The sequence below is a fragment of the Cohnella sp. SGD-V74 genome, assembly GCF_003001675.1.
In the GTDB taxonomy this organism is placed as follows: domain Bacteria; phylum Bacillota; class Bacilli; order Paenibacillales; family Paenibacillaceae; genus Cohnella.
On the sequence record NZ_PVYW01000006.1, the window covers coordinates 82911 to 103168 of the forward strand.

16 protein-coding genes are annotated in these 20258 nt (G+C 59.7%); 3 read left to right on the forward strand and 13 right to left on the reverse strand.

The genetic code is table 11. From position 1 onward, the window contains the following. Nucleotides 1–74: 74 nt before the first annotated feature. Nucleotides 75–1043 carry an alpha/beta fold hydrolase gene (locus B0G52_RS11265; protein ID WP_094044210.1) on the reverse strand — a complete coding sequence of 323 codons (969 nt, stop codon included), beginning with the start codon at nt 1041–1043 and terminating at the stop codon, nt 75–77. Nucleotides 1044–1198: 155 nt separating this feature from the next. Continuing rightward, nucleotides 1199–2401, reverse strand: a complete 1203-nt coding sequence (locus B0G52_RS11270) for an ROK family transcriptional regulator (RefSeq protein ID WP_094044212.1) — start codon at nt 2399–2401, stop codon at nt 1199–1201. Between the two features lie 234 nt (nt 2402–2635). Here B0G52_RS11270 and B0G52_RS11275 point away from each other — a divergent pair, with 234 nt between their 5' ends. The 3 genes from B0G52_RS11275 (at nt 2636) to B0G52_RS11285 (ending at nt 4981) form a co-directional block, all read left to right on the forward strand. Continuing rightward, nucleotides 2636–3244 carry a chromate transporter gene (locus B0G52_RS11275; RefSeq protein ID WP_094044214.1) on the forward strand — a complete coding sequence of 203 codons (609 nt, stop codon included), beginning with the start codon at nt 2636–2638 and terminating at the stop codon, nt 3242–3244. Between the two features lie 24 nt (nt 3245–3268). Further along, nucleotides 3269–3808, forward strand: a complete 540-nt coding sequence (locus tag B0G52_RS11280) for a chromate transporter (RefSeq protein WP_094044216.1) — start codon at nt 3269–3271, stop codon at nt 3806–3808. Between the two features lie 171 nt (nt 3809–3979). Further along, nucleotides 3980–4981 carry a formylglycine-generating enzyme family protein gene (locus B0G52_RS11285; RefSeq protein WP_094044539.1) on the forward strand — a complete coding sequence of 334 codons (1002 nt, stop codon included), beginning with the start codon at nt 3980–3982 and terminating at the stop codon, nt 4979–4981. A 230-nt stretch (nt 4982–5211) separates the two neighbouring features. Here the strand turns inward: B0G52_RS11285 and B0G52_RS11290 are convergent, their stop codons facing one another. From B0G52_RS11290 to B0G52_RS11340, 11 genes are all read right to left on the reverse strand, one after another. Next, nucleotides 5212–6081 carry a sugar phosphate isomerase/epimerase family protein gene (locus B0G52_RS11290; RefSeq protein ID WP_094044218.1) on the reverse strand — a complete coding sequence of 290 codons (870 nt, stop codon included), beginning with the start codon at nt 6079–6081 and terminating at the stop codon, nt 5212–5214. Next, entirely contained in the window at nt 6078–7073 is a 996-nt protein-coding gene (locus tag B0G52_RS11295; RefSeq protein WP_094044220.1) for a Gfo/Idh/MocA family protein, read from the reverse strand. Before B0G52_RS11295 ends, B0G52_RS11290 begins: the two co-directional genes overlap by 4 nt. A gap of 280 nt (nt 7074–7353) precedes the next feature. Beyond that, nucleotides 7354–8493, reverse strand: coding sequence for an SGNH/GDSL hydrolase family protein (locus B0G52_RS11300; protein WP_094044222.1), 1140 nt, complete (start codon nt 8491–8493; stop codon nt 7354–7356). Then, a complete protein-coding gene (locus B0G52_RS11305) occupies nt 8490–10895 on the reverse strand; it encodes a glycosyl hydrolase family 95 catalytic domain-containing protein (protein ID WP_158223664.1) in 2406 nt (801 codons plus the stop codon). Before B0G52_RS11305 ends, B0G52_RS11300 begins: the two co-directional genes overlap by 4 nt. Nucleotides 10896–11004: 109 nt before the next feature. Continuing rightward, nucleotides 11005–12681 carry an extracellular solute-binding protein gene (locus B0G52_RS11310; protein WP_094044226.1) on the reverse strand — a complete coding sequence of 559 codons (1677 nt, stop codon included), beginning with the start codon at nt 12679–12681 and terminating at the stop codon, nt 11005–11007. Between the two features lie 108 nt (nt 12682–12789). Continuing rightward, nucleotides 12790–13698 carry a carbohydrate ABC transporter permease gene (locus tag B0G52_RS11315; RefSeq protein ID WP_094044228.1) on the reverse strand — a complete coding sequence of 303 codons (909 nt, stop codon included), beginning with the start codon at nt 13696–13698 and terminating at the stop codon, nt 12790–12792. 19 nt (nt 13699–13717) lie between these two features. Then, nucleotides 13718–14641, reverse strand: coding sequence for an ABC transporter permease (locus tag B0G52_RS11320; protein WP_094044230.1), 924 nt, complete (start codon nt 14639–14641; stop codon nt 13718–13720). Between the two features lie 356 nt (nt 14642–14997). Continuing rightward, on the reverse strand, nt 14998–17283 hold the full coding sequence (locus B0G52_RS11325) for an AraC family transcriptional regulator (RefSeq protein WP_094044232.1): 2286 nt from the start codon (nt 17281–17283) through the stop codon (nt 14998–15000). 518 nt (nt 17284–17801) lie between these two features. Then, nucleotides 17802–18569, reverse strand: a complete 768-nt coding sequence (locus tag B0G52_RS11330; RefSeq protein ID WP_094044234.1) for a DeoR/GlpR family DNA-binding transcription regulator — start codon at nt 18567–18569, stop codon at nt 17802–17804. A 54-nt stretch (nt 18570–18623) separates the two neighbouring features. Then, a complete protein-coding gene (locus B0G52_RS11335; RefSeq protein ID WP_094044236.1) occupies nt 18624–19673 on the reverse strand; it encodes an aldose 1-epimerase family protein in 1050 nt (349 codons plus the stop codon). Nucleotides 19674–19694: 21 nt separating this feature from the next. Continuing rightward, nucleotides 19695–20246 carry a D-lyxose/D-mannose family sugar isomerase gene (locus tag B0G52_RS11340; protein WP_094044238.1) on the reverse strand — a complete coding sequence of 184 codons (552 nt, stop codon included), beginning with the start codon at nt 20244–20246 and terminating at the stop codon, nt 19695–19697. Nucleotides 20247–20258: the final 12 nt, after the last annotated feature.

Consider the following 20258-nt stretch of genomic DNA (forward strand, 5'->3'; position numbering starts at 1 on the left):
TCGTTCTCCCCAGCAGCTCGAAGCTGCGAGGGAACGCGACATGCCCTTCTTTGCGCTGCCGTCGGCGTGCAAGCTTAAGCTTGCCGACCGGCCAGGAAAAACTGAATCGTCTTGTCCGTCGAACCCGGCAGATGCTCGTGGCCGAAGTCCGGATAGATCACGAGCCGCTTGGGCGCGGTCATTTTGTTGTAGGCCGCGAATTGCGTGGACGGCGGGCAGATCGTGTCCATCAGTCCGACGAACATGAGCACCTCTCCGCGAATCCGATTCGCCAAATACTGCAAGTCGATATAACCCAACCTCGTGAAAATCTCGTCCTCGCGCTCGTGCAGCGGATCGAAGTGACGGAAGAAAGTCCGCAGCTCCTGATACGCGTCCTTCGCCAAGTCCATCTCCCAGGTCCGCTTGTAATCGCACAGAAACGGGAATACCGGAGCCAGCTTCTTCACTCTCGGCTCCAGCGCCGCGCAAGCGATCGTCAGCGCGCCGCCCTGCGAGCCGCCGGCCGCGTACACGCGCTCGGGATCGACTTCCGGCAAGCCGATTGCGATACCCGCAAGCTGCGCCGTGTCGAGGAAAATATGCCGGAACAGCAAGTTATCCTCATGATCGTCGAGCCCGCGAATAATATGCCCGTGATGCGTCGTCCCTTTTACCCCGCCGGCGTCTTCCGAAGAGCCGCCTTGACCGCGGCAGTCCATCGCCAACACGGAAAACCCGAGCGAAGCATACGCCAGCTTGTCCGACCAGTCCCCGGCGTTGCCGGTATACCCGTGGAACAACACGACCGCTGGATGCGGCTCGGCGATGTTGCGCGGACGAACGTATTTCGCATGGATGCGCGCGCCGCGGACGCCGGTGAAATAAAGATCGAAGCATTCGGCGGACGGCGTCTGGAAGGCGCTCGGCACAAGCTCGACCTGAGGGTCCACCGCCCGCATCTCCGCAAGCGCCCTCTCCCAGTACGCATCGAAATCGGCCGGACGCGGATTGACTCCCTGATACTGCTTCAACTGCTCAAGCGGCATGTCGATTAACGGCATGATTGGAACATCCCTTTCGGAGGAAAATGAAGATGATGAAGCGCTTCCGTTCCTCCACATGTTACCACAACGTCACTGGAGTTCAACTTTAAAAAATAGCGAAAACAGGCCATCGGACTACAAATTCACGCCAGCCCGCAGCCCGATTGGACCGATCAGATCGGCATCTTCTTCCACACCATCAGAGCGGCTCCGGTCGCGACGGCGTCCTCCCGAAGCTCGCCCTTGGTGAACACCGGCTCGTATTCCGGATAATAGTATACGTTCTTGCGCGCAATGCCTATCGCGGTCTCGTAAAATCGGTCGTACGAGTTGATCAGCGTCCCCCCGAGCACGATCGTCTCCGGATGCAGCATGTTGATCATGTTGGCCAGCCCGATGCCCAAGTAGGAAGCGGCCTGCCTGAACAGCTCCTCGACGTGCGGATTGTTCTGCCGAAGCTCCTGCAATAGAAGCTCGTAGCGGATCCGTTCCGGGGACGCCTGCAGCCGCTCCGGCCATCCTCCGCCGCTGATTTTCGCCCGGGACTGCGCCAACCGCTCCAGCGCCTGCACGGACGCGTACGCTTCGAGCGCGCCGAAGTTGCCGTCCTCGTTCAGCCTCGGTCCGTCCGTCTGAATGATCATCTGGCCGATCGCGCCTTCCATATCCAGCGATCCGTGTATGATCTGGCCGTAGGACATCATCGCGGAACGCAATCCGACCCCGGCATGCACGTACAGCATATGCTGCGGCTTGGAACCTCGCATCGCCCGCTGCTCGCCCATGAGCGCCGCGTTGGCGCCGTTTTCCAGCTCTGCCGGGAATCCGGTCTTCTCCTCGATCATTCGGCAGATCGGCACGTCCACCCAGCCCGGCGACGAGAAATACCGCGGCTTCATGATGACGCCACGTTCCCTGTCGAGCGGACCTACAGCGCCTATGCCTATTCCGACGACTTTGCCGGGATCGACTTTATGGTCGTTAAGAATGGTTTTCATATTGGCGGCGGCATGCTCGACGACGCGTTCGGGCGTCATCGCTTCGTCCATGCGCCAGCGCGTGAGCGACATCGGGTTCATGCGCACGTCATAGAAGCCGAGCGTCGAGGAGAACCGGGAAATCTCCAGCCCGAAGAAATAGCCGTACTCCGGATTCGTCTCGTACAGAATCGGCCGCCTGCCCCCGCTCGATGGTCCGAACCCCGAAGCCAGAATCAGTTTCTCGGATACCATCTCTTCCAACATGCGGGTCAAGGTGCTGCTGGTCATCGAAGAACGATCCAGCAATTCCGCCTTGGACACCGTGCCATGCTCCGCGATATAAGAGTAGATCAGGCGTTTTGACGACGGCATGCCGTTGTTTCGTTGCAGACTCATCGGTATTCCTCACTTATCCAAGTAACCACATTGGAAATCTACTAAACATTATAGCCGATTTCCGGCTCCGGGACTACTAGATAACCGGATCTCTCTTTGCACAAAAATCCAAAATGAAATTAAGTTAAATCTATACCGCTCATCAAAAGAACTAATAGTCCATTTTAAATAAAACTTAATTCCAAAATGAAATAAAGATGGTATACTAGAAATCACAGAGAGGAGGAAACGCATGTGAAAGCCAACTGGAAGTTGATCGGCTCGCTGTTTGCGACCTTTCTGAGAATGGGACCGTTAACGTTCGGCGGGGGGTATGCTCTCATCCCGGTGATCGAAAAAGAAATCGTGGAGAAACGCAAGTGGCTGCAAAGCGAAGAAGTCGCCGACATCGTCGCGGTGTCCGGTTCCGTTCCGGGAGCGGTCGCGGTCAATTCGGCCACGCTGATCGGCTATCGAATCGCCGGCCTCGGCGGGGCGCTGTCGGCGCTGCTCGGCATTTTCCTCCCTACGTTCGTCTTGATGATCGGCCTGTCTTTGGTGTATGTTCAGATGAAGGACAACCCGAAGATCGAAGCCGCCTTCCTTTCCATACGCGCGACCGTCGTCGCCATGATCGTCTATGCCGCCATCAAGATCGGCAAAACCGCCGTCGTCGATTTCGCCACGGGCGCGCTCGCGGCGGTTGCCGTCTGCCTGCTGCTCTTCGGCGGAAGCTTCGTCCACCCCGTCTGGGTCATCGTGTTCGGCGCGCTGGCGGGCATCGCCGTCGTGAAGATCAGAGCTCTGCTCGGCAGAAAAACGAAGCTGGAGGAAAAAGAACCCGTCTACGACTACATGATCTAAACTCGACGACAATGGGGAATGGTTATGCTTATCGATCTGTTTCTTACTTTTTTTATGGTCGGGCTTGTGTCCTTCGGGGGCGGCTATGCGATGATCCCGCTTATTCAGGAGGAAGTGCTGAACCGTCACCAGTGGATGGACGCGGTCCAGCTCGCGGACATCGTCGCCGTCGCCGGCATGTCGCCGGGCCCGATCGCGACCAATATCGCGGTGGCCGTCGGCTACCATCAAGCCGGTCCGATTGGAGCGGTCGTCGCTTCGACGGCGATGATCCTCCCCTCGCTCGCTTTAATTTTGGCTGCGGGCAAGCTCATTATGCGCTATCGCGACAACCAACTGGTCAAGTCGTCCTTCTTCGGACTTCGCCCGACCGTCGCGGGTATGATCGTCTATGCGGCGATCGTATTCGCGCAAAATTCCGGCATCACGATGGACTTCGGCTGGCAGACGTGGAGCCAGATCGCGATTTTCTCCGGGTCCTTGTTCGCCCTGATCTATTTGCACAAGCATCCCTTTTCCGTCGTCTTGCTGTCCGGGCTCGTCGGTATCGCGGTATACGGATAAGCGGCGGCGGCATTCGCGCTAGGGCGTGTATGCAACCTCCGAGGACAGCAGATATGGCCCGAATTTTCGTTCCATGCAAGGAACTTTTGTGAAGGCGTACCGGGGGTACGTCAAGCAAAAGCGACGCAGCAGGGGGTGATAGATGCCCCTGAGCGGGTTTGCATACACGCCCTGGATCGCACGAGAGGAGCAAAACCTTTGGAACACCCCGTGGTAAAAGCCTGCTGCGCGGCGAGCCGGAACGATGGCCTAGCAGGGACGCATTCCGAGCCATCCCCTTCCGCGCCGCCGTCCGCGAAGCAATGCTCCAGCAGTCCGATCGAAGGACTGGTGAAGCTGTCCGGCGGCGAATTCGTCATGGGAACCGATTCCCGGGATGGATTCGCGTCGGACGGCGAGGGACCGGAGCGCCTCGTGCGCGTCGATCCCTTCTATATCTCGCCGCATGCCGTTACGAACGCGCAATTCGGACGGTTCGTGGAAGAGACCGGTTACGTTACGGAAGCCGAGCGATTCGGCTGGTCGTACGTCTTCCATCTGTTCGTATCGGAAGAAACGAAGCGGGAGGTCGTCAGCGTGCCGCAGGCGACGCCCTGGTGGTACATCGTGAACGGAGCCTATTGGGCGAAGCCGGAGGGACAGGACTCGGACATTCGGGACCGCATGGATCACCCGGTCGTTCACGTATCCTGGCACGATGCGGAAGCTTACTGCAGCTGGTCCGGCCAGCGCCTGCCGACCGAAGCGGAGTGGGAGTATGCGGCCAGAGGCGGCCTCGAGCGGAAGACGTATCCGTGGGGCGATCTGCTCAAGCCGGACGGGGAACACCGCTGCAACATCTGGCAGGGCAAATTCCCGGTCAAAAACAACGCAAGCGACGGCTACGAGGGGACGGCTCCCGTCGATGCGTACAAGCCCAACGGTTACGGGCTGTACAACATGGCGGGCAATGTGTGGGAATGGTGCGCGGACTGGTTCACTCCGGCCTACCACCGGGCGACTCCGAACGTCAATCCACGGTTCGACCAGCCTACCGGCAAACGTTCGATGCGCGGAGGCTCGTACTTGTGCCACCGCTCCTACTGCAACCGGTACCGCGTCGCCGCCAGAAGCTCCAATACGCCGGACAGCTCCACAGGCAACTCCGGCTTCCGGGTCGCTTATTCGGAATAGAGAAGGGGTTGCCCCGTAAGTAAAAGAGTCGTACCGAACGATTATCGATGGATGCAGGGTAATGGGCACCTATCTCCCTCCGCTGCTATACGATCCTGAAATGGGAACGGTAAACCCGTTAAGAGGTGATTTCAGGATCGTATGAGGCAGTCTCCGGGAGATAGATGCCCATCCTTTTGTTCATTGATAATCTTGTACGCCCTTACTTATGGGACAGCCCCTTCGTTGATCTATCTAAAGTATTGAGCCAGATGCTCCGCCGACTTCACGATTCCTTGGCGCTCGGCTTCGATCGTTCCCCAGTAGCGGTGATCCTCCAGCTCGATGCCGATCGCGCCCTCGTAGCCCAGCCGGTCGAGACGGACGGCGACCTTGCCCCAGTCGACTTCTCCGTGTCCGGGAATCGTATAGCGCCAAGAGCCTTCCGAGAAGCCGTACTTCGCTCCGAACGTCGCGGTGAGCGTTCCGCATTCGTACAGCTCGTCGTGCAAAATTTCCGTATCTTTGCCGTGGCAGTGGTTGATCCGTTCCCCGAATTCAGACAGTGCCCGCAAATAGTCGATGCCCAGACGAACGAGATGGGACGGATCGTAATTCAAGCCGAAGTGCTTCGACGGAATCGCCTCGAACATCGCCCGCCACATCTCCGGCGTACAGCCGAGCGTCGGATAATGCGGAGCCGGTCCCGGCCAACCCTCGATTGCGATGTAGACGCCCGTACGCTCGGCATGGGCGACCACCTCCGGGAACGTCTCCCGCCAGATCGCGAATCCGTCGGCACGAGGCAGTGTCGCGTCCTCGGGCACGAGACACATGAACATGACCTTGCCCCCGAGAGCCGCCATTCCGTCCATCTGTTTCTTCACCGACACGATGGCGTCCGCCCGTCTCGCTTCGTCCCGGCTCAGCAATTGCGCGACACCGTGGGCGTCCACCGAACCGATTGCGAGGCCGGCCTTGTCGCATGCCGACTTGACGTCCGTCGTCAGCTCAGGCACGTCAAGCGCGTCGAGTCCGGCTTCAGCCGCCCAAGCGGCAACCGCTTCGATGCCCTCCTTCCCGATTCGGGGAGGGATTCTCATTCCGATAGGAAGCTTCATGCCCGAACTCCTCCTTCCGCGCGCGCGTCTTCGATTGGGGAATAACCCGCCGCTTCGTACACCATCTCCGAAAACTTCACGACCCGGTAGGCGAATTCGCCGCTAACCGCCACTTCTCGCCTTCCGAGGATCGCGTCGACGAAGCTCTTGTCCTGGTTCGTCGTCTGCTCGGGAAGCTCGGGAACAATCGGTTCCTGGCGCAGACGGCGCAGCGTAATGCGGCCGTTGTCGTAGAAAATGCCGCCCTCGTCGCCGCAGAAGGCGTACGTCTCATGCCAGCACGGCGCATAGCCGACCAGATTCAGCCCGCCTACCGCGCCTTCCGCGAAACGAATCGAGGTAAACGTGTCGATCTCGACCGGGGAGCCCTGCTTGTGCAGCTGCGTCTTGACCTCGATCGGCGTCAGCCCGGTCGTCCACAGCATCACGTCGATAATATGGCTGCCCGAATCCATCAGGAAGCCGCCGCCCGACAGCGCCGGGTCCTGCCTCCAACTGCCGGGGGTTCCCTGCCTCCACTCCTGGTACAGCGAAGCCGTCACCGACGTCAGCTTGCCGATCTCGCCCCGCGCGATCGCCTCTTTAATATATAGAAACTCCGGTTGAAAATGCCGCTGATACGACACCTGCAAAATTTTCCCCGACCGCTTCGCCGTCTCGATCAATTGCTCCGCTTCGGCGGAGCTGCAGGTCATCGGCTTCTCGATCAGCGTGTGCAATCCTTTGTTCAGCGCATCCGTCGCCTGCTCATAGTGCAGCGTATGCGGCGAGCAGATGACGACGGCGTCCAGTTCGATCTTCTCCAGCATCTCGCGATAATCCTCGAACTGCGCCGCTTCGCGCAACTCGAATTTTCCGACAAACCTGTCCCTGCTCCGCTCGCTCGTGTCCGCGATCGCAACAATCTCCGCCTCCGGCAGCTCCAACAGCTGCCGTCCGTGCCATTCCGCGATTCCTCCCGTGCCGATCATGCCGATACGCAATCTGTCCATGGTTGGCCCTCCATCCATCTGGATTCGGATAAGACAAGATCAGGGTATCAGATCGCACCGCCCATGTGTATCCAAAAACGCGACATCTGTATACGTTTGCACGCCGAACCTACAAGCGATAGTCCGTCTCCTAAAGACGATCGAGCGGAACCCCGCCGGCCACTCCCGCGATCTCTTCCGCCTCCGCGGATCTTCCGATCGATCGGGCGCATCTCGTTCAACATCTACCTCCCGCCCGGACGAGACGTTGGCCCGAATGGCGAGCGCGCCCCGTTCCGGCTTAATGGCTTAGAAATCCGAGCACACGCAAGCCGGTTCCGGCGCTTCTCCCGTCTTTGTTCGCCGTATTCCTCAGCTCGACGCGCAGCTCCCCCCGCTCCCTCTCCGCCGGAAACAGCAGAATGACGGGGCGGTAAGCGACCGTGCACCAGTCGTCGAACGGATTCGCTTCCCTGAATTCGCCACCGTTGACCGAATATTCGAAGATGCCTGTATCCGGGCCGCACAGCAGCACGACTCCGGCCCCCCTGCCGATCGTCCGGAACGTCAGGGATGCATCCTCCCGGTCGGCATGAAGATGGCGGATCGGATAGCGCCAGTTCATCAACGCTCCCGGCTCCCGGTCCGAGGTGGCGAACCCGTCGGCCGATTCGGCGATGCCGATATCCAGCAGCTTCGCCTCCCCGTAGTGACCGTGGACGAGAGGCTCTGGCAGCAGCCCGGTCGGTTCTTCGCCCTCGGCCGCATCGTCGGCCTCTTCGCCGGCGGACAGAGCGAAATTCAGGCATTCCCGCACCGTCGACGCATAGAGCGCGTACCCTTGGTCGTTCGGATGAATCCGGTCCGGCGCCAGCTCCTCCCAGCGGATCGCTCCCGCTTCCGCCAGCGTGCGAACCCGGAAGGCCAGATTGACCGACGGAATGCCGTATCGAGATGCGACCTCCTCGTGAGCGGCGATCGTGAGCGGCAGCTCCTCAGAGATATTCCGATCCGAGGCGGCGTAGACGAATACGATGTCCGCGCGCGGCATCAGACGGCGGCATTGGCGTACGATGCCCTCCATGCCGCGAAGCGCCGCCTCCCGGACATTCGCTCCGTAATCCCAGTCGTTGACCGCGAACTCGACGAACAGCAGATCGATCTCATCTTCTCCGAACGCATGGAGCGCCAGCCGATGCGCCCCGAACGCCGACGTCGTCCCTCCGACGCCAGCGTTAACGCTCTTCGTCCCTTCTCCGAATCGCTCCGCCAAGTATTCGGCCGTCCGAGCCCGCCAGCTCGTCGCTTCGGCGTCCGAAGCGCCGGCCCCCTCGGTTATCGAACCCCCGAGGAAGGCCGCGGCGATCGGCTCGCCTCGGCGCGCCTTGTCTCGCACATTCGGGAGCCCGCTTCGCAGAAGCAATTCCCGCGGGCCGGTCATGTCCCTGTCCGCTCCTCTCCCGGTTCCGCGTTCGCTGCCGGTACGAGACGAAGCTTCTCTCCCGCTTTCGTTTCCGTTCGCAGAACGTCGCCCTCCAGTTCAAACGGGGCGCAGCCATCCCGCATGCACAATGCCGCGGCTCCGTTCCAAGGATTGTACACTTCCAGCTTCGAGCCCGCTTCGCTGACGATCTCCATCTCCCTCACCTGCCCGCCCTCCCATACCGAGCTGACGAGAAAGCCGCCGACCGCACGCAGCGTGCGGAATTCCGCGCGCTTGTCCACCGGCCAGTTCGGGAACAGGCGAACGATGCCGTTGTAGCTCTGCATCAGACATTCGTTGACGACCGCGGGCAGCGCGAAGTTCTCGAACCATACGCCCATCGGCGCCATGTAATCGAACGGCGTCGTATCCGAATACCGGCCGCCCGCTTCCAGCAGCATGTCGGTGCACGTTCCGTTCGGCAGCATGCAGTATTCGATCTGCCGCTTGAACCGCTCCAGGTCGAGCCGGCCCAGGCGGGCTCCGGCCAAATTCAGAAACACCAGCTCGTTCCCGCCCTCGTTGCGATGGTTAAGATAGGAGTTGACGGCGATCCGGTACTGCTCCGGCGGCGAATGCAAGCCGTGGTCTTCCCCGGGAAACACGGTCGCGATTCCGTTGGGCACGTTGTACACGACTTCGGGGTCCTCTCCCGGCACGGAGACGAACACGGTCCCCCGCTCCGATTCGGCGGTCGGGTATTCGGGATAACGGCCGGCAATCTCCCGAACCTCGCCCAGAAGCTCCGCTTCTTCCTTCTCCAGCCCGAGCGCCTCGCAAGCTCCCTCGAACGCGCGGAACAGAAATTTCGTCAGCGTCAGATCGACGATGCAGTCGCGGTTGCGGCGAAAGCCGGGAGTCAGCTCGTACAGCTCGGGAACGACGGTCGGATAAATATGATAATTGTCGTCCCCCCACTCCGGTCCCCGGGCATCGGGCCGCTTCATGTAGTCGACCATGAACAGTACGGCGTCCTTAATCGGCCCGAACGCGCGCGCGGCCAAAAAGTCCTTGTCCATCGTGTACAGATAATGCCACCACAGGCTCTGGACCGTCCACGGCGTTTCGCAGATTTCCCAGCCCCAGTGCGGCACGGGATACGGCATCATCGTCATTTCCACCGGATAGGCGGAATGGGGAAAATAAGCCCCGCGTAAGCCGTAATACTCGCGGGCCCATCTGCGGCTGACGGGCAGCACATGGTCGACCATACTGACGTAGGCGAGGTGCTTGTCGACGTGATTGCTGGAGAACGCGACCCAGAACGGCTGCTGCGTGTTGTAGTTCATATGGTAGTCGCCGTGCCATTCCGAACCGATTCGGCCATAGCTCCAATTCGCGAACAGCCCCGGGCACGCCGCCTCCGGCTTGACCGAGCAGTGGAAGAAATACAGGTTGCGATACCAGACCCGTTCCAGAAATTCATCTTCAAGCGCAACACCCGACCGGGACCAGAAGCTCGCCCAGTCTTCCCGCGCGGCCTCGAACGCCGCTTCGAAAGCGTCCGGGGAAGGAGCAGCGATCGTCTCCGCCGTCCCGGCTACCGCCGAATCGGCTCCTTCGTCCAACTGAACGCAAGCGACGAAGCCCGACTCCCGCCCGAGCGCCGCCTCCAGCTCGCTTCCGCTTGCCCGGAAATTCGCGCCTGACGGAAGTCGAACCGACAAGCGAAAAGCTTTGTCCTTGATGGAGCCGCCTCTTCCCTCAATGTCCGAAGGCAGTTGCTGCCTGAACGAGATCTGTCCGGCCGCTTCGTCCACGAGCCTCTCGCAAGCGGGAAGCTCCTTCGGCGTATGCGGATCGGGAAGCAGACGGATGCGGTTAAAAGGAGAAATGTCCGGCTCTCCCGATTCCGTATCGCGCAAGGCGATCCACAGCCGATCCGCGCGCTGGTCCGCGAATACGTCGAGCGTCGCTTCGCGTCCGCCGATGAGGAACCGGATTTCGCAGCGCCCGTTCTCGAGCCGCAGCGTATGTCCGAGCACCTCCGTCGTCCTGCGGTCGAACCCGAGCAGCAGCGAGCCGCAAGGCATCGGACGCGGATAGGGAAAATCGTAGTTTTCGCCGGCCATGGCGACATATTCCTTGTACCACGGCTCGTCGCTCAGCGACTCGTAATGGGACGGTATTTCTTTCAACCGGGCGAACAAGTCCTCGAACGTTCCGATTCGCTCCCGATTGTTTTCCGCGATACGGATGTCCCATACGTTGTTATGGCCGAAGTGAATGACGACGGCGTCGGGGCGGGTCGTCACGACCGCGCCCATGCCTCCGTTGCCCAGCAGCGCTCCTTCGAAGAACGTCGCCGCCGGTTTATCTCTGCGAAGCGCGTGAGCGCTCGCCCGTTCCAATGCGTTCATGCCTTGTCCTCCATACGAAAAGCCGCCCCGATAAGCAGACGATCGGACGCCTGAACAATAACCGGTCATCCGCGACCTCTCTGCTTATTGGAACGGCCCCTTTATTTTCTTAGGAACCCGCTTTCGCCGACGCGTCGTACGCCGATTGAAGAATCTCCAGATAACGGCCCAGCTTCAGGTTCTCAAGCCCTTTGACGTAGCTGTCCCAATCCTTGTCCAAATCCTTGTTGCCGGTCACGAATTGCAGCGCGTTCTGCTCGATGTAGTTGCGGATGTTCGTCTGCAGAATGCTCGACTCGTCCAAGGTGGCCGGATCGACCCACAGCGACCAGATCGGGAACAGCTCCTGAGGCTCGCGGCCTTCGTATTTCAGCGTCGCCTCGTACAGGCGGCGTTCGTAGTTGGCCGGATCGTAGATGTCCGTGCCTTGAACCCAACTGTCGCGATAGTCTTTCGGCATATAGAAGTGGCCCATGCCGCTCCAGCCCGCGTTGCGCGGCGGCTCCCCTTGCTTGCCGGGAATCGGCTTGACTTTAGGCTCCACGTTCTCCCCGAGCGCCTTGTCGCCCGGCGCCGGATCTTCCCAATCGATGCCCTTCATGCCGTTGGCGCCGTTCGTCTGTCCTTCCGGCGTGTACATGTAGTCGACCAGCTTGATCAGCGCGATTTTCGCTTCTTCGCTCGCCTTGTTCGTGATGACGAACTTGGCGCCCGGCGAGACGCCGCCGTTGTCGTGCGTTGCGAACGAGGCGTTCGGCCCTTGCAGCGGAGGTACCGGATTGTAGTCGGCCGCACGCGCTCCGTCCAGGTTGAGGAAGATCGCCGGGTGCATGCCCGCTCCCGCGCCGAGAATTTCCGCGTCCGCGTTCTCCCCGATCTTCTTGAACGCTTCGGCGTTCTGCGTGAACGCGCCCGGATCGATCAGCCCTTCGTCGTACAGCGACTTGACGTAAGCCAGCCCTTCCTTCCATTCCGGCTTGACCGCGGCGGATTCGACCTTGCCGTTCGAGAAGTTCAAATAGTTGCGGTCGTCGTTGTAGACGAACGGGTTCATCAGGAACGGCAGCACGCGTACGCCGAACTCTTCCGTGGAGCCGCTAAGGGCGACTTCGTCGGCTTTGCCGTTTTGATTCGGGTCCTGCGTCTTGAACGCCTTCAGCACGTTCTTGAATTCCTCCGGCGTCGTCGGCATTTGCAGACTCAGCGCTTCGAGCCATTTGGTGTTGATCCACATTTTGTTCGGATAAGAGCAGTGGAAGCATTGCGTATAGGCCCCCAGGCCGTAAATGTTGCCGTCCGGCGCGGTGTTGAGCAGCTTCAAATCGGCGTTGCTCTCGAACGCCGCCTTGACGTTAGGCGCGTACTGGTCGATCAAGTCGTTCAGCGGCACGATGACGCCTTGCTGACCGAACTTCAGCAGATCGGATTGCGAGAACTGGTCGATATAGTGGGTCAAAATGTAGGCATCCGGGTAATCCCCGCTCGCCAGCGAGATTTGGCGCTTCTCCTTGGCTCCGTCGGAAGGAATCGTCTCGAATTTGAACTTGATGTTGAACTTCTCCTCGACGTGCTGCGTGTATTTGTTGGTCGCCAGGTCGATGCCCTGCTCCTGGACGGCGAACACCCGGATTTCCACCGGCTTGGACGGGCTTTCCGCCGGCGAACCGGAAGCGGATGCCCCTTGGGAAGGCGACGCGTTCGAGCCGGAATTGTTGCTTGAGCAAGCCGCGAGCGCAAGGCTCAGAACGAGCAGGACGGACAGTAAACTCCAAGTCGCTTTTTTCATTCGATGTAGCTCCCCTTTGCATGTTCGAGTTATTAGTATACCAAGCTGGACCTTCCGTTTCACCGCCTACATCGTCCTCACCGCCTTTACGGATTTCCGAATCGCGAATCAGCCTTTGACGGAACCGACGAGCATCCCTTGCACGAAGTACCTCTGAACGAACGGATAAATAATCAAGACCGGCAGCGTCGCGACAACGATCAGGGAATATTTGAGCAGCTCCGCCATCTCCGCCCGCTGCACTTGAATGCTTGGATCCATGACCCCCGCGCTGTTGTTCTGGATGATGATGCTGCGAAGCACGAGCTGCAGCGGATACAGCTTGTCGGACTTCAAGTAGATCAGCGCGTCGAAATACGCGTTCCACTGGCCGACGGCGTACATCAGCACGAGCACGGCGACGATCGGCTTGGACAGCGGAAGCACGACGCTCCACAGAAACCGCCAGTCGCTGCAGCCGTCGATCTCGCTCGCTTCGACGAGCTCTTCCGGGATCGTCGACTGGAAGAACGAGCGTGCGATGATGACCTGCCACACCCAGATCGCGTTCGGAATGAGCAGCGCCCAGCGAGAGTCGATCAGCCCCATCTCCTTGACGACCAGGTAGGTCGGAATCAGCCCGCCGCTGAACAGCATCGTGAACGTGACGAGCATCAGAATCGCGCTGCGCCCGAAAAACGTTTTGCGCGACAGCGGATAGGCCAGCATAATCGTCAGCGTAACGCTGATCACCGTTCCCGCGGACATGTAGAACAGCGAGTTGCCGTAACCCGTCATGATTTGCGGGGTTTTGAAGATCGTCTCGAACCCTCTGAACGACACGTCGACCGGCCACAGCCACACCTTGCCCGACGTAACCGCGGACGGACTGCTGATCGAGCTGCTGACAATATAGATAAGCGGGTACAAGACGGCGATAAGCACGAGGCTTAAAATCGCGTAAATCGCGAACATAAACAGCCGGTCGCCGGCCGACTCCCGGATTCGGCGCCGGGGCGCCGCCGTAGAAATGGCCATATGAATCTCTCTCCTTTTCTCACCAGATGCTCGTGTTCGACAGGCGTTTGGCCAAAGTGTTGACCGTGACCAGCAAAACCAGGTTGATCACCGAGTTGAACAGCCCGACCGCAGTCGCGAAGCTGTAATTCGCGTTCAGCAGTCCGATGCTGTAGACGTAGGTGGCGATAACTTCCGAAGACGGCAGGTTCAGCGAATTTTGCAGCAAATAGATTTTCTCGAAGCCCAGAGACATGACGTTGCCGACGTTCAGAATGAGAATGATCGTAATCGTCGGCAGAATGCCCGGCAAGTCTACGTGAATGATCTTCTGCAGCCGCGAGGCTCCGTCCACTTTGGCCGCTTCGTACAGCGTCGGATCGATGCCCGCCAGCGCCGCCAAGTAGATGACCGCGGCATAGCCGGCCGTCTGCCAAATATCCGAGGTGACGTAGATCGTACGGAACATGCCCGGCTCGCCCAGGAAGTTGATCGGGTCAAAGCCGAAGTATTGGAGCGCGACGTTCGCGAAGCCGAGTCTCGGCGCCAGAAACAGCATGATGATGGAAACCATGACGACCGTCGAAATGAAATAAGGCGCAAACGTAACGAGCTGCACGAACTTCTTGAACCGGGCGCTGCGCACTTCGTTCAGCATCAGCGCGAGCAGAATCGGAATCGGGAATCCCGCCAGCAGTAAAAACAAGCTGAGCAGCAGCGTATTTTGGAGCAGCGTCCAAAAAATCGGATTTTCGAAAAACGCGTTGAAATGCTTCAGTCCGACCCAGGGGCTGCCCCAGATTCCTTTGATGACGTTAAAGTCTTTGAAGGCGAGCACCGCGTTCGCCATCGGGTAATACTTGAAAATCAAAAAGAACAGCAGCGGCGGCAATACGAGCAAGTACAGCTGCCAGTGGGCTTTGAAGCTCTTGAGCGCTCGTTCCCGGAATCCTCTCCGCTCCATATGAATGCGCTTTAATGTCGTTGCTTCCGAAACCGTGGTCGATTGCAGAACGATCCCTCCTTGTGTGACGCCGTTGATGTTGCGAGCGCTTTCGTGGCTTGATCATAGTGCATTCCGGCGCCGGTTGTGTAGGTACAATTCGGTCGTTTTGCGTCCCGTTCTCCCGATTTGAGGGGGCCACTTTTCCGTACCTGGGCCGATTTTCGCAAGCGTATTCACGGTACGGTCGGGTGGCCGGCGCACTTCCTCCGCACATGCGGAAAAGAGCCGTCCCGCAAAGCCCGGGCGGATGCCCTCGGCTCTGGCGAAACGGCTCTATGCGAGTACGATACTCGATCTGAGGGGACAAATTTCCGTCAATCGTCCTGGGCGCTGCGATACGCGCTCGGGGACACCCCGGTTACACGCTTGAACGCCCTGCGGAACGAATGGGAGCTGTTGTAGCCGACCAGCGCGGCGATTTCGTCGATCGTATGCCCGGGCTCCTTCAGCAGCCGCTCGGCGCGATCCATCCGCACCCGTTCGATGTAATCGGACAGATTGTCCCCCACCACTTCTTTGAACACTTGAGAAATGTATTTCTCCGGTCTTCCGACCTGTTCGGCGAGACTGTACAGGCTCATTTCCGATTGGCCGTAATGCTGCTCGATCAGTTGCTTGAGCTGCTCGACGATGCGGACGTGCTGATCGTTCTTCTTGCTGGCGACCATGCCGCACAGCGCCTCCATCACTTCCACGAACTCGTCGCGCAGCTGATCGACGGCTTCCGTCGGCTGAATCGCGACGATGCGGTTTCTCACCGGCTCGATCGCTTCCGATTCGGCGAACGTCTTCTGGTCCAGCAGCTTGAGCAGCGTCCCCTTCATCTCCAGGGAGAGCTGCTGCCGCATCTCCGCCGAGAGCTCGCGGGCTTCGGTGTTCTGCTCGACGATTCTGTCGATCAGACGCCGCGCTTCCCGGCCTTCGCCGGCCCGGATCGTGCCGATCAGGCGCATCTCCACGTCGAGCGGATAATAGTACGTCTCGCTGCTCAGCGCCGTCTCGCCGTACCAGTATACGGGCTTCGCCCCGAACGGGGCGGCGTTCTCCAGCGTCTGCTTCGCCTGCTCGTAAGCGTGGCTGATGTCCGACACCGATCCGAACCGGGCGCTGACGGCCGCCTTCGCCGAAATCTTGTATTCCTTGAACAGCGATTCGGCCAATTGATTCAGCATCGCGTCAACCTGCTCCTGGACGTAGGAACCGCTGTCCGTCTCCTCGTTGACGAACAGCACGACCAGCTTGTCGGCGCCCAGGTCCGTCGTCGGGACGGTGCCGGCCAGCTCTTGCAGCGATTGCTTCAGCACGAGGCGCGCGGCTTGCAGCTCGTTCAGCACCTCGACGTTGTCCATACCGGAGTAGCCGTTGATCTGCACGATCGCGGCGAAGCCGGCGTTGCCGCTCAGGCCGGCGTTGGATTGAACGGCCGCGGCGATAATCTCCTCGCGGGATTGGAACTCTCCGGCGATCAGGCGCTTGTAGAACGCGTCCCGGACGATCGGCTGCTGCCGCTTCAGCTCCGATTCAAGCTGCTTGTTGCTCAGAATCATCTCGGAGATGTTGCCGTGCAAGAAGTCGTAGACGTTGCTGTCGGCGGTCGTCTCCTGGCCCAGCGCCGTCAGCAGACGATGAATCGGAGCGCTGTTCCGGTAGGCGAGCGCCAGTCCCACGAGCAGACCGACGAGCACGGCTCCCCCGGTGACGGACAAGGAAATGCGCTTGATCTTGTTGGCGTTCTCCATCAGCGCTTCCTTCGGTATGCCGGCGTGATACACCCATCCGTTCGTGGACGAACGGATCGTCACGACCAGATCGTCCTCGTAAAACTGGCTCGTCCGGCTTCCGTCGAACCGCGGATCGGAGGCGAGCGCCTCCGCCATCGAATCGCTGTTCCCTTGGCGGCTGATCGTATTGCCGTTCGCGTCGAGGATATGAACCCAGCTGCCGTTCTGATTCGTGATTCCCGACAGCATCTCGGCGATCACCTTCTCGTCGATGATGACGACTACGACGGCCGGAGAGGATTCTCCGAAGCTGTCCAGCGGCAGCGACTGCATATAGGTAACGACCGACGTCCGGGAAACCGGGGTGACGAACGGACGAAGCGGCATCATCTCCCTGAAGTGCGTCTTGTTCAATACGTCGCTTTCCCATTCGGAGACGGACATATCCTCGTAGCTGTAGCTCTCATAATAATGCTCGGGTCGGAAAAAGGCCGATCCCGGCGTCAGCACGACATCGTAATTGCGGAGATAGATGAAAAAATGACGCAAAAAATCGTTCGTCTGGCCGTACGTCGTCAAATCCCGGGTCATTTTCCAGATGCCGTATACGTTCTGTTTCTCCTCCGACAAAGGATCGGTCATCAGCACGTTCAGATCGGCCTGGATGGCGATCTGTCTGGTGAAGCCCTCCACCTCGGCGATTCTGCGTTCAAGCAGCTCCTTGCTCTTCTGCAGCTGCGTCACGCTGTTCTCTATGGAAATCGACTCCGTGACGGAGATGGACGTGCGGTAGGACATGAACCCGGCCAGACTGGGAATAATTAATATCAACAGATACGAAAACAAGAACCTTCTGAACACTTTCGAATAACGAATCATGAAGACCCCCCCGCGATGAGAGCGCTGCCACAACGAACCGACGCCGATTGGCGATTCGTCGGCGGAAACGGCGAGGCAACGCCTGAGCCGCTCGATCTCCGGCGTTGCCTGATTGACGGAATTTATCTCTCTAGATGATACACAAACCGACGGACAAACGGTATACGTGATCTGCTTCCAGTCGGACTCGCAAAGCGCTCCCCGCACCGGATGTTAGCGTTTTCCGTATCGAAAATATTAGCCGAACGGCCCGGGTCCGTAAAGGTACAATTGCGGTCGCGGACGTACGATTCTCCTCTCGGAAGGCCTGAAATTCCTTATCGTGTCGGGCTCGGCTGCCCGGATTGTCGCGTTTCACGCAAGCAAAAACGCCTTCGGCGTCCTCTGGACGATGAATGCGTTTTGTCGGAGACGATTCAGATAAGGATAGCGGATTTTTATACTTGCTGAATCGTCAAGAAGACGTCCCTTCCGCCTCGCGAGCGGCACTGGGACGTCTTCGAATTGCTTGGCTCAGCTTACTCCGCGACATCCAACAGAACGCCCGATTCCCGGCAAGCCAGCGCAAGCGCTTCGTCGGGCTGCCGATCGGTGACGATTCGCTGCACGCCTGACAGGGGCGAGAACGAGATCAGCATCTTCGTTCCGAACTTGGAGCGGTCGGCGACAATCGTCGTCTCCGTCGCTTGCCGGATCGCGATCTGCTTGATCTCCGCCTCGTAGATGTTGGAATTGCTGAAGCCGTGTTCCGCGGTAATGCCGGTCGTGCCGAGGAAGGCGCGATGGAACGCCATCCCGGACAGGCTCTGCACCGCCAGCGGTCCGGAAAGGGAATGCGTCGCCTCGATGTAGGTGCCTCCCGTCATCATGACGGAGATCTGCTTGCCGGCCAACTCGGTTACGACGTTAAGCGCGTTCGTGACGACCGTAACGTTCATTCCGTGCGGCAAATAGCGGGCGATCTGCGAGGTCGTCGTCCCGCCGTCGATAAAGACCGACTCCCCGGGCTTGATCAGCGCGGCGGCATGCCGGCCGATTCGGGCCTTCTCGTCGGTCAGCAAGGAGACACGCTCCTGCAGCGCGACGTCCCTGCCGACGAAGATGACCCCGCCGAACGTGCGCTTGACTTCTCCCGTCTCCTCGAGCTTCTCCAGATCGCGGCGAATCGTCATCTCGGTCACGCCGTACGTTTCCTTCAACGTCGACACCCGAACCTCGCCTTCCCGCGAAATCTGGTCGAGCATCTGCTGCTGCCTTGCGTTTAAGCTGTAGTAAGTCCCTTTCATTGCCCCGCGGCCTCCCGATCGTCCCATTCGCTATGCCTCTATTATCGCTTTCCGTCACACGACGTTCAACTCCAATCGATACTCGATCGATTGACCGGGCGCCAGGACGAGCGGTCCTCCGCGGCGGCGTTCCGCCTCGCGTCCTTCGACGAAGCAGTTGGACGGCTCCAGGCCAAGGACGTGCTCGCCCGCTCCGGGCATCCGCCACTGGACGAGCAGCGGAAGCGTGTCGGCCGACCAGCGGAGAGCAACCTCCGTCGCCCTCGCTCCTCCGGCAGCCGGAAATTTCGGTTGAACGATTCTCGTCTCGGCCATGCCTTCCCCATCGGCCGCCTCTTGCCTCAAGGTATGATAGAACACCGTTTCCTCGACAGCCGGATCCGGCGCCTCCCAGGAAGCACAGCTTTCCGGCGCCGCTCCGCCTCCGCCCGGGCGGACTTCGCAGTCGGCTTCGGGAAACCGGATTTCCGTCCGCTCGTCCAGCAAGGGGAATCCGAAGTTGAAGTGGTAGAGCATCATATGCTCCGCGGGCCGGAAGCCGAAGTTCTCCACTCTGTCCCGGATCGCGACGCGATTGTCCCCAAGCCTGCCGGACAGTTCCCGCGTCAATCTTAGCTTGCTTCCGAAGATCGCCGTTTCCTCCAGGACGCCGGTTACGCTCCATTCCAGCTCGTCTCCGACCCACTCTTCGCGAATACAGACGCTGCGGGCCGGAGTGTGATGCACTCTGCCGTGCAGACCGTAGCTGCCGGAATCGTCCGCGGAAGGAGAACCGACATGCGCCAGTCCGCAAGTCATCAGCAGTCCGCCCGAAGCCGTACGCAGCCAGCCCATGCCTTCCGATTCATAGAAGGCCGGGTGAACGTTGCCGTTCGGGGATTGCCAGGAAATCGGCGTTCCCCACAGCTGCGCCAGAGAGATGTCCATTCCTTTGGAGGGAACGATCTCGAACGCAAGGCCGGCGCCGGTCCGCACTTCGATCAGCTCCGTCCCCGCTTCCTTGCCCTCCGTCAACGTCATTCGCCTGACTCCGCCAATCTGACCGACGCCTCCGACGCGCGCCTCGACTTCCCTTCTCGTCCAATGCTTGCCGTACAAGCGCATGCCGGTTCCCCCTTTCTCCCGTCAGTCCTCGATCACTCGGGGCATTCTTTCAATTCTCGGATCGGTGAAAATATCGAATTCGTCCCGGCTCGTACTGGAAAATTCGGAGACGATCGCACCCTCGGGGCCGCCTTGAAACCAATGCTTCGTGTTCGGCGGAATCGTATATTGCTCACCCGGTCTAAGCGCGATTTCATGAAATACGGTGTAATACGACTCGCTTCCCGCGGGAACGACAGCCTGAGGAACGGCAGCCGCTTCTCCCTCCACATATAAATAGACAAGCCCCCAGCGGCAGCGGAAGGTTTCCATCTTGCCCGGTTCGCCGTTGACCGGGGGATGAATATGCTCGGGACAAGTCTGTCTCGGGAAAAGAACCAGATCCTTCGCGCAATACCGATCCGTGTTCACGTACGTAACCAGCTCAAGCCCCTGAGCCGCCAAGTCGCCAAGCCCGAAACCGGCGACTTCGATGTTCTCGCGCTCCGCGTCGGTCAGCACGATGCCTGCGCTCGCCAGCAGCTCGGCCGCACGCTTCTGGGCTCTCGTCACTTCGCTTCTCCGTATGGACATAGTTCAGCCTCC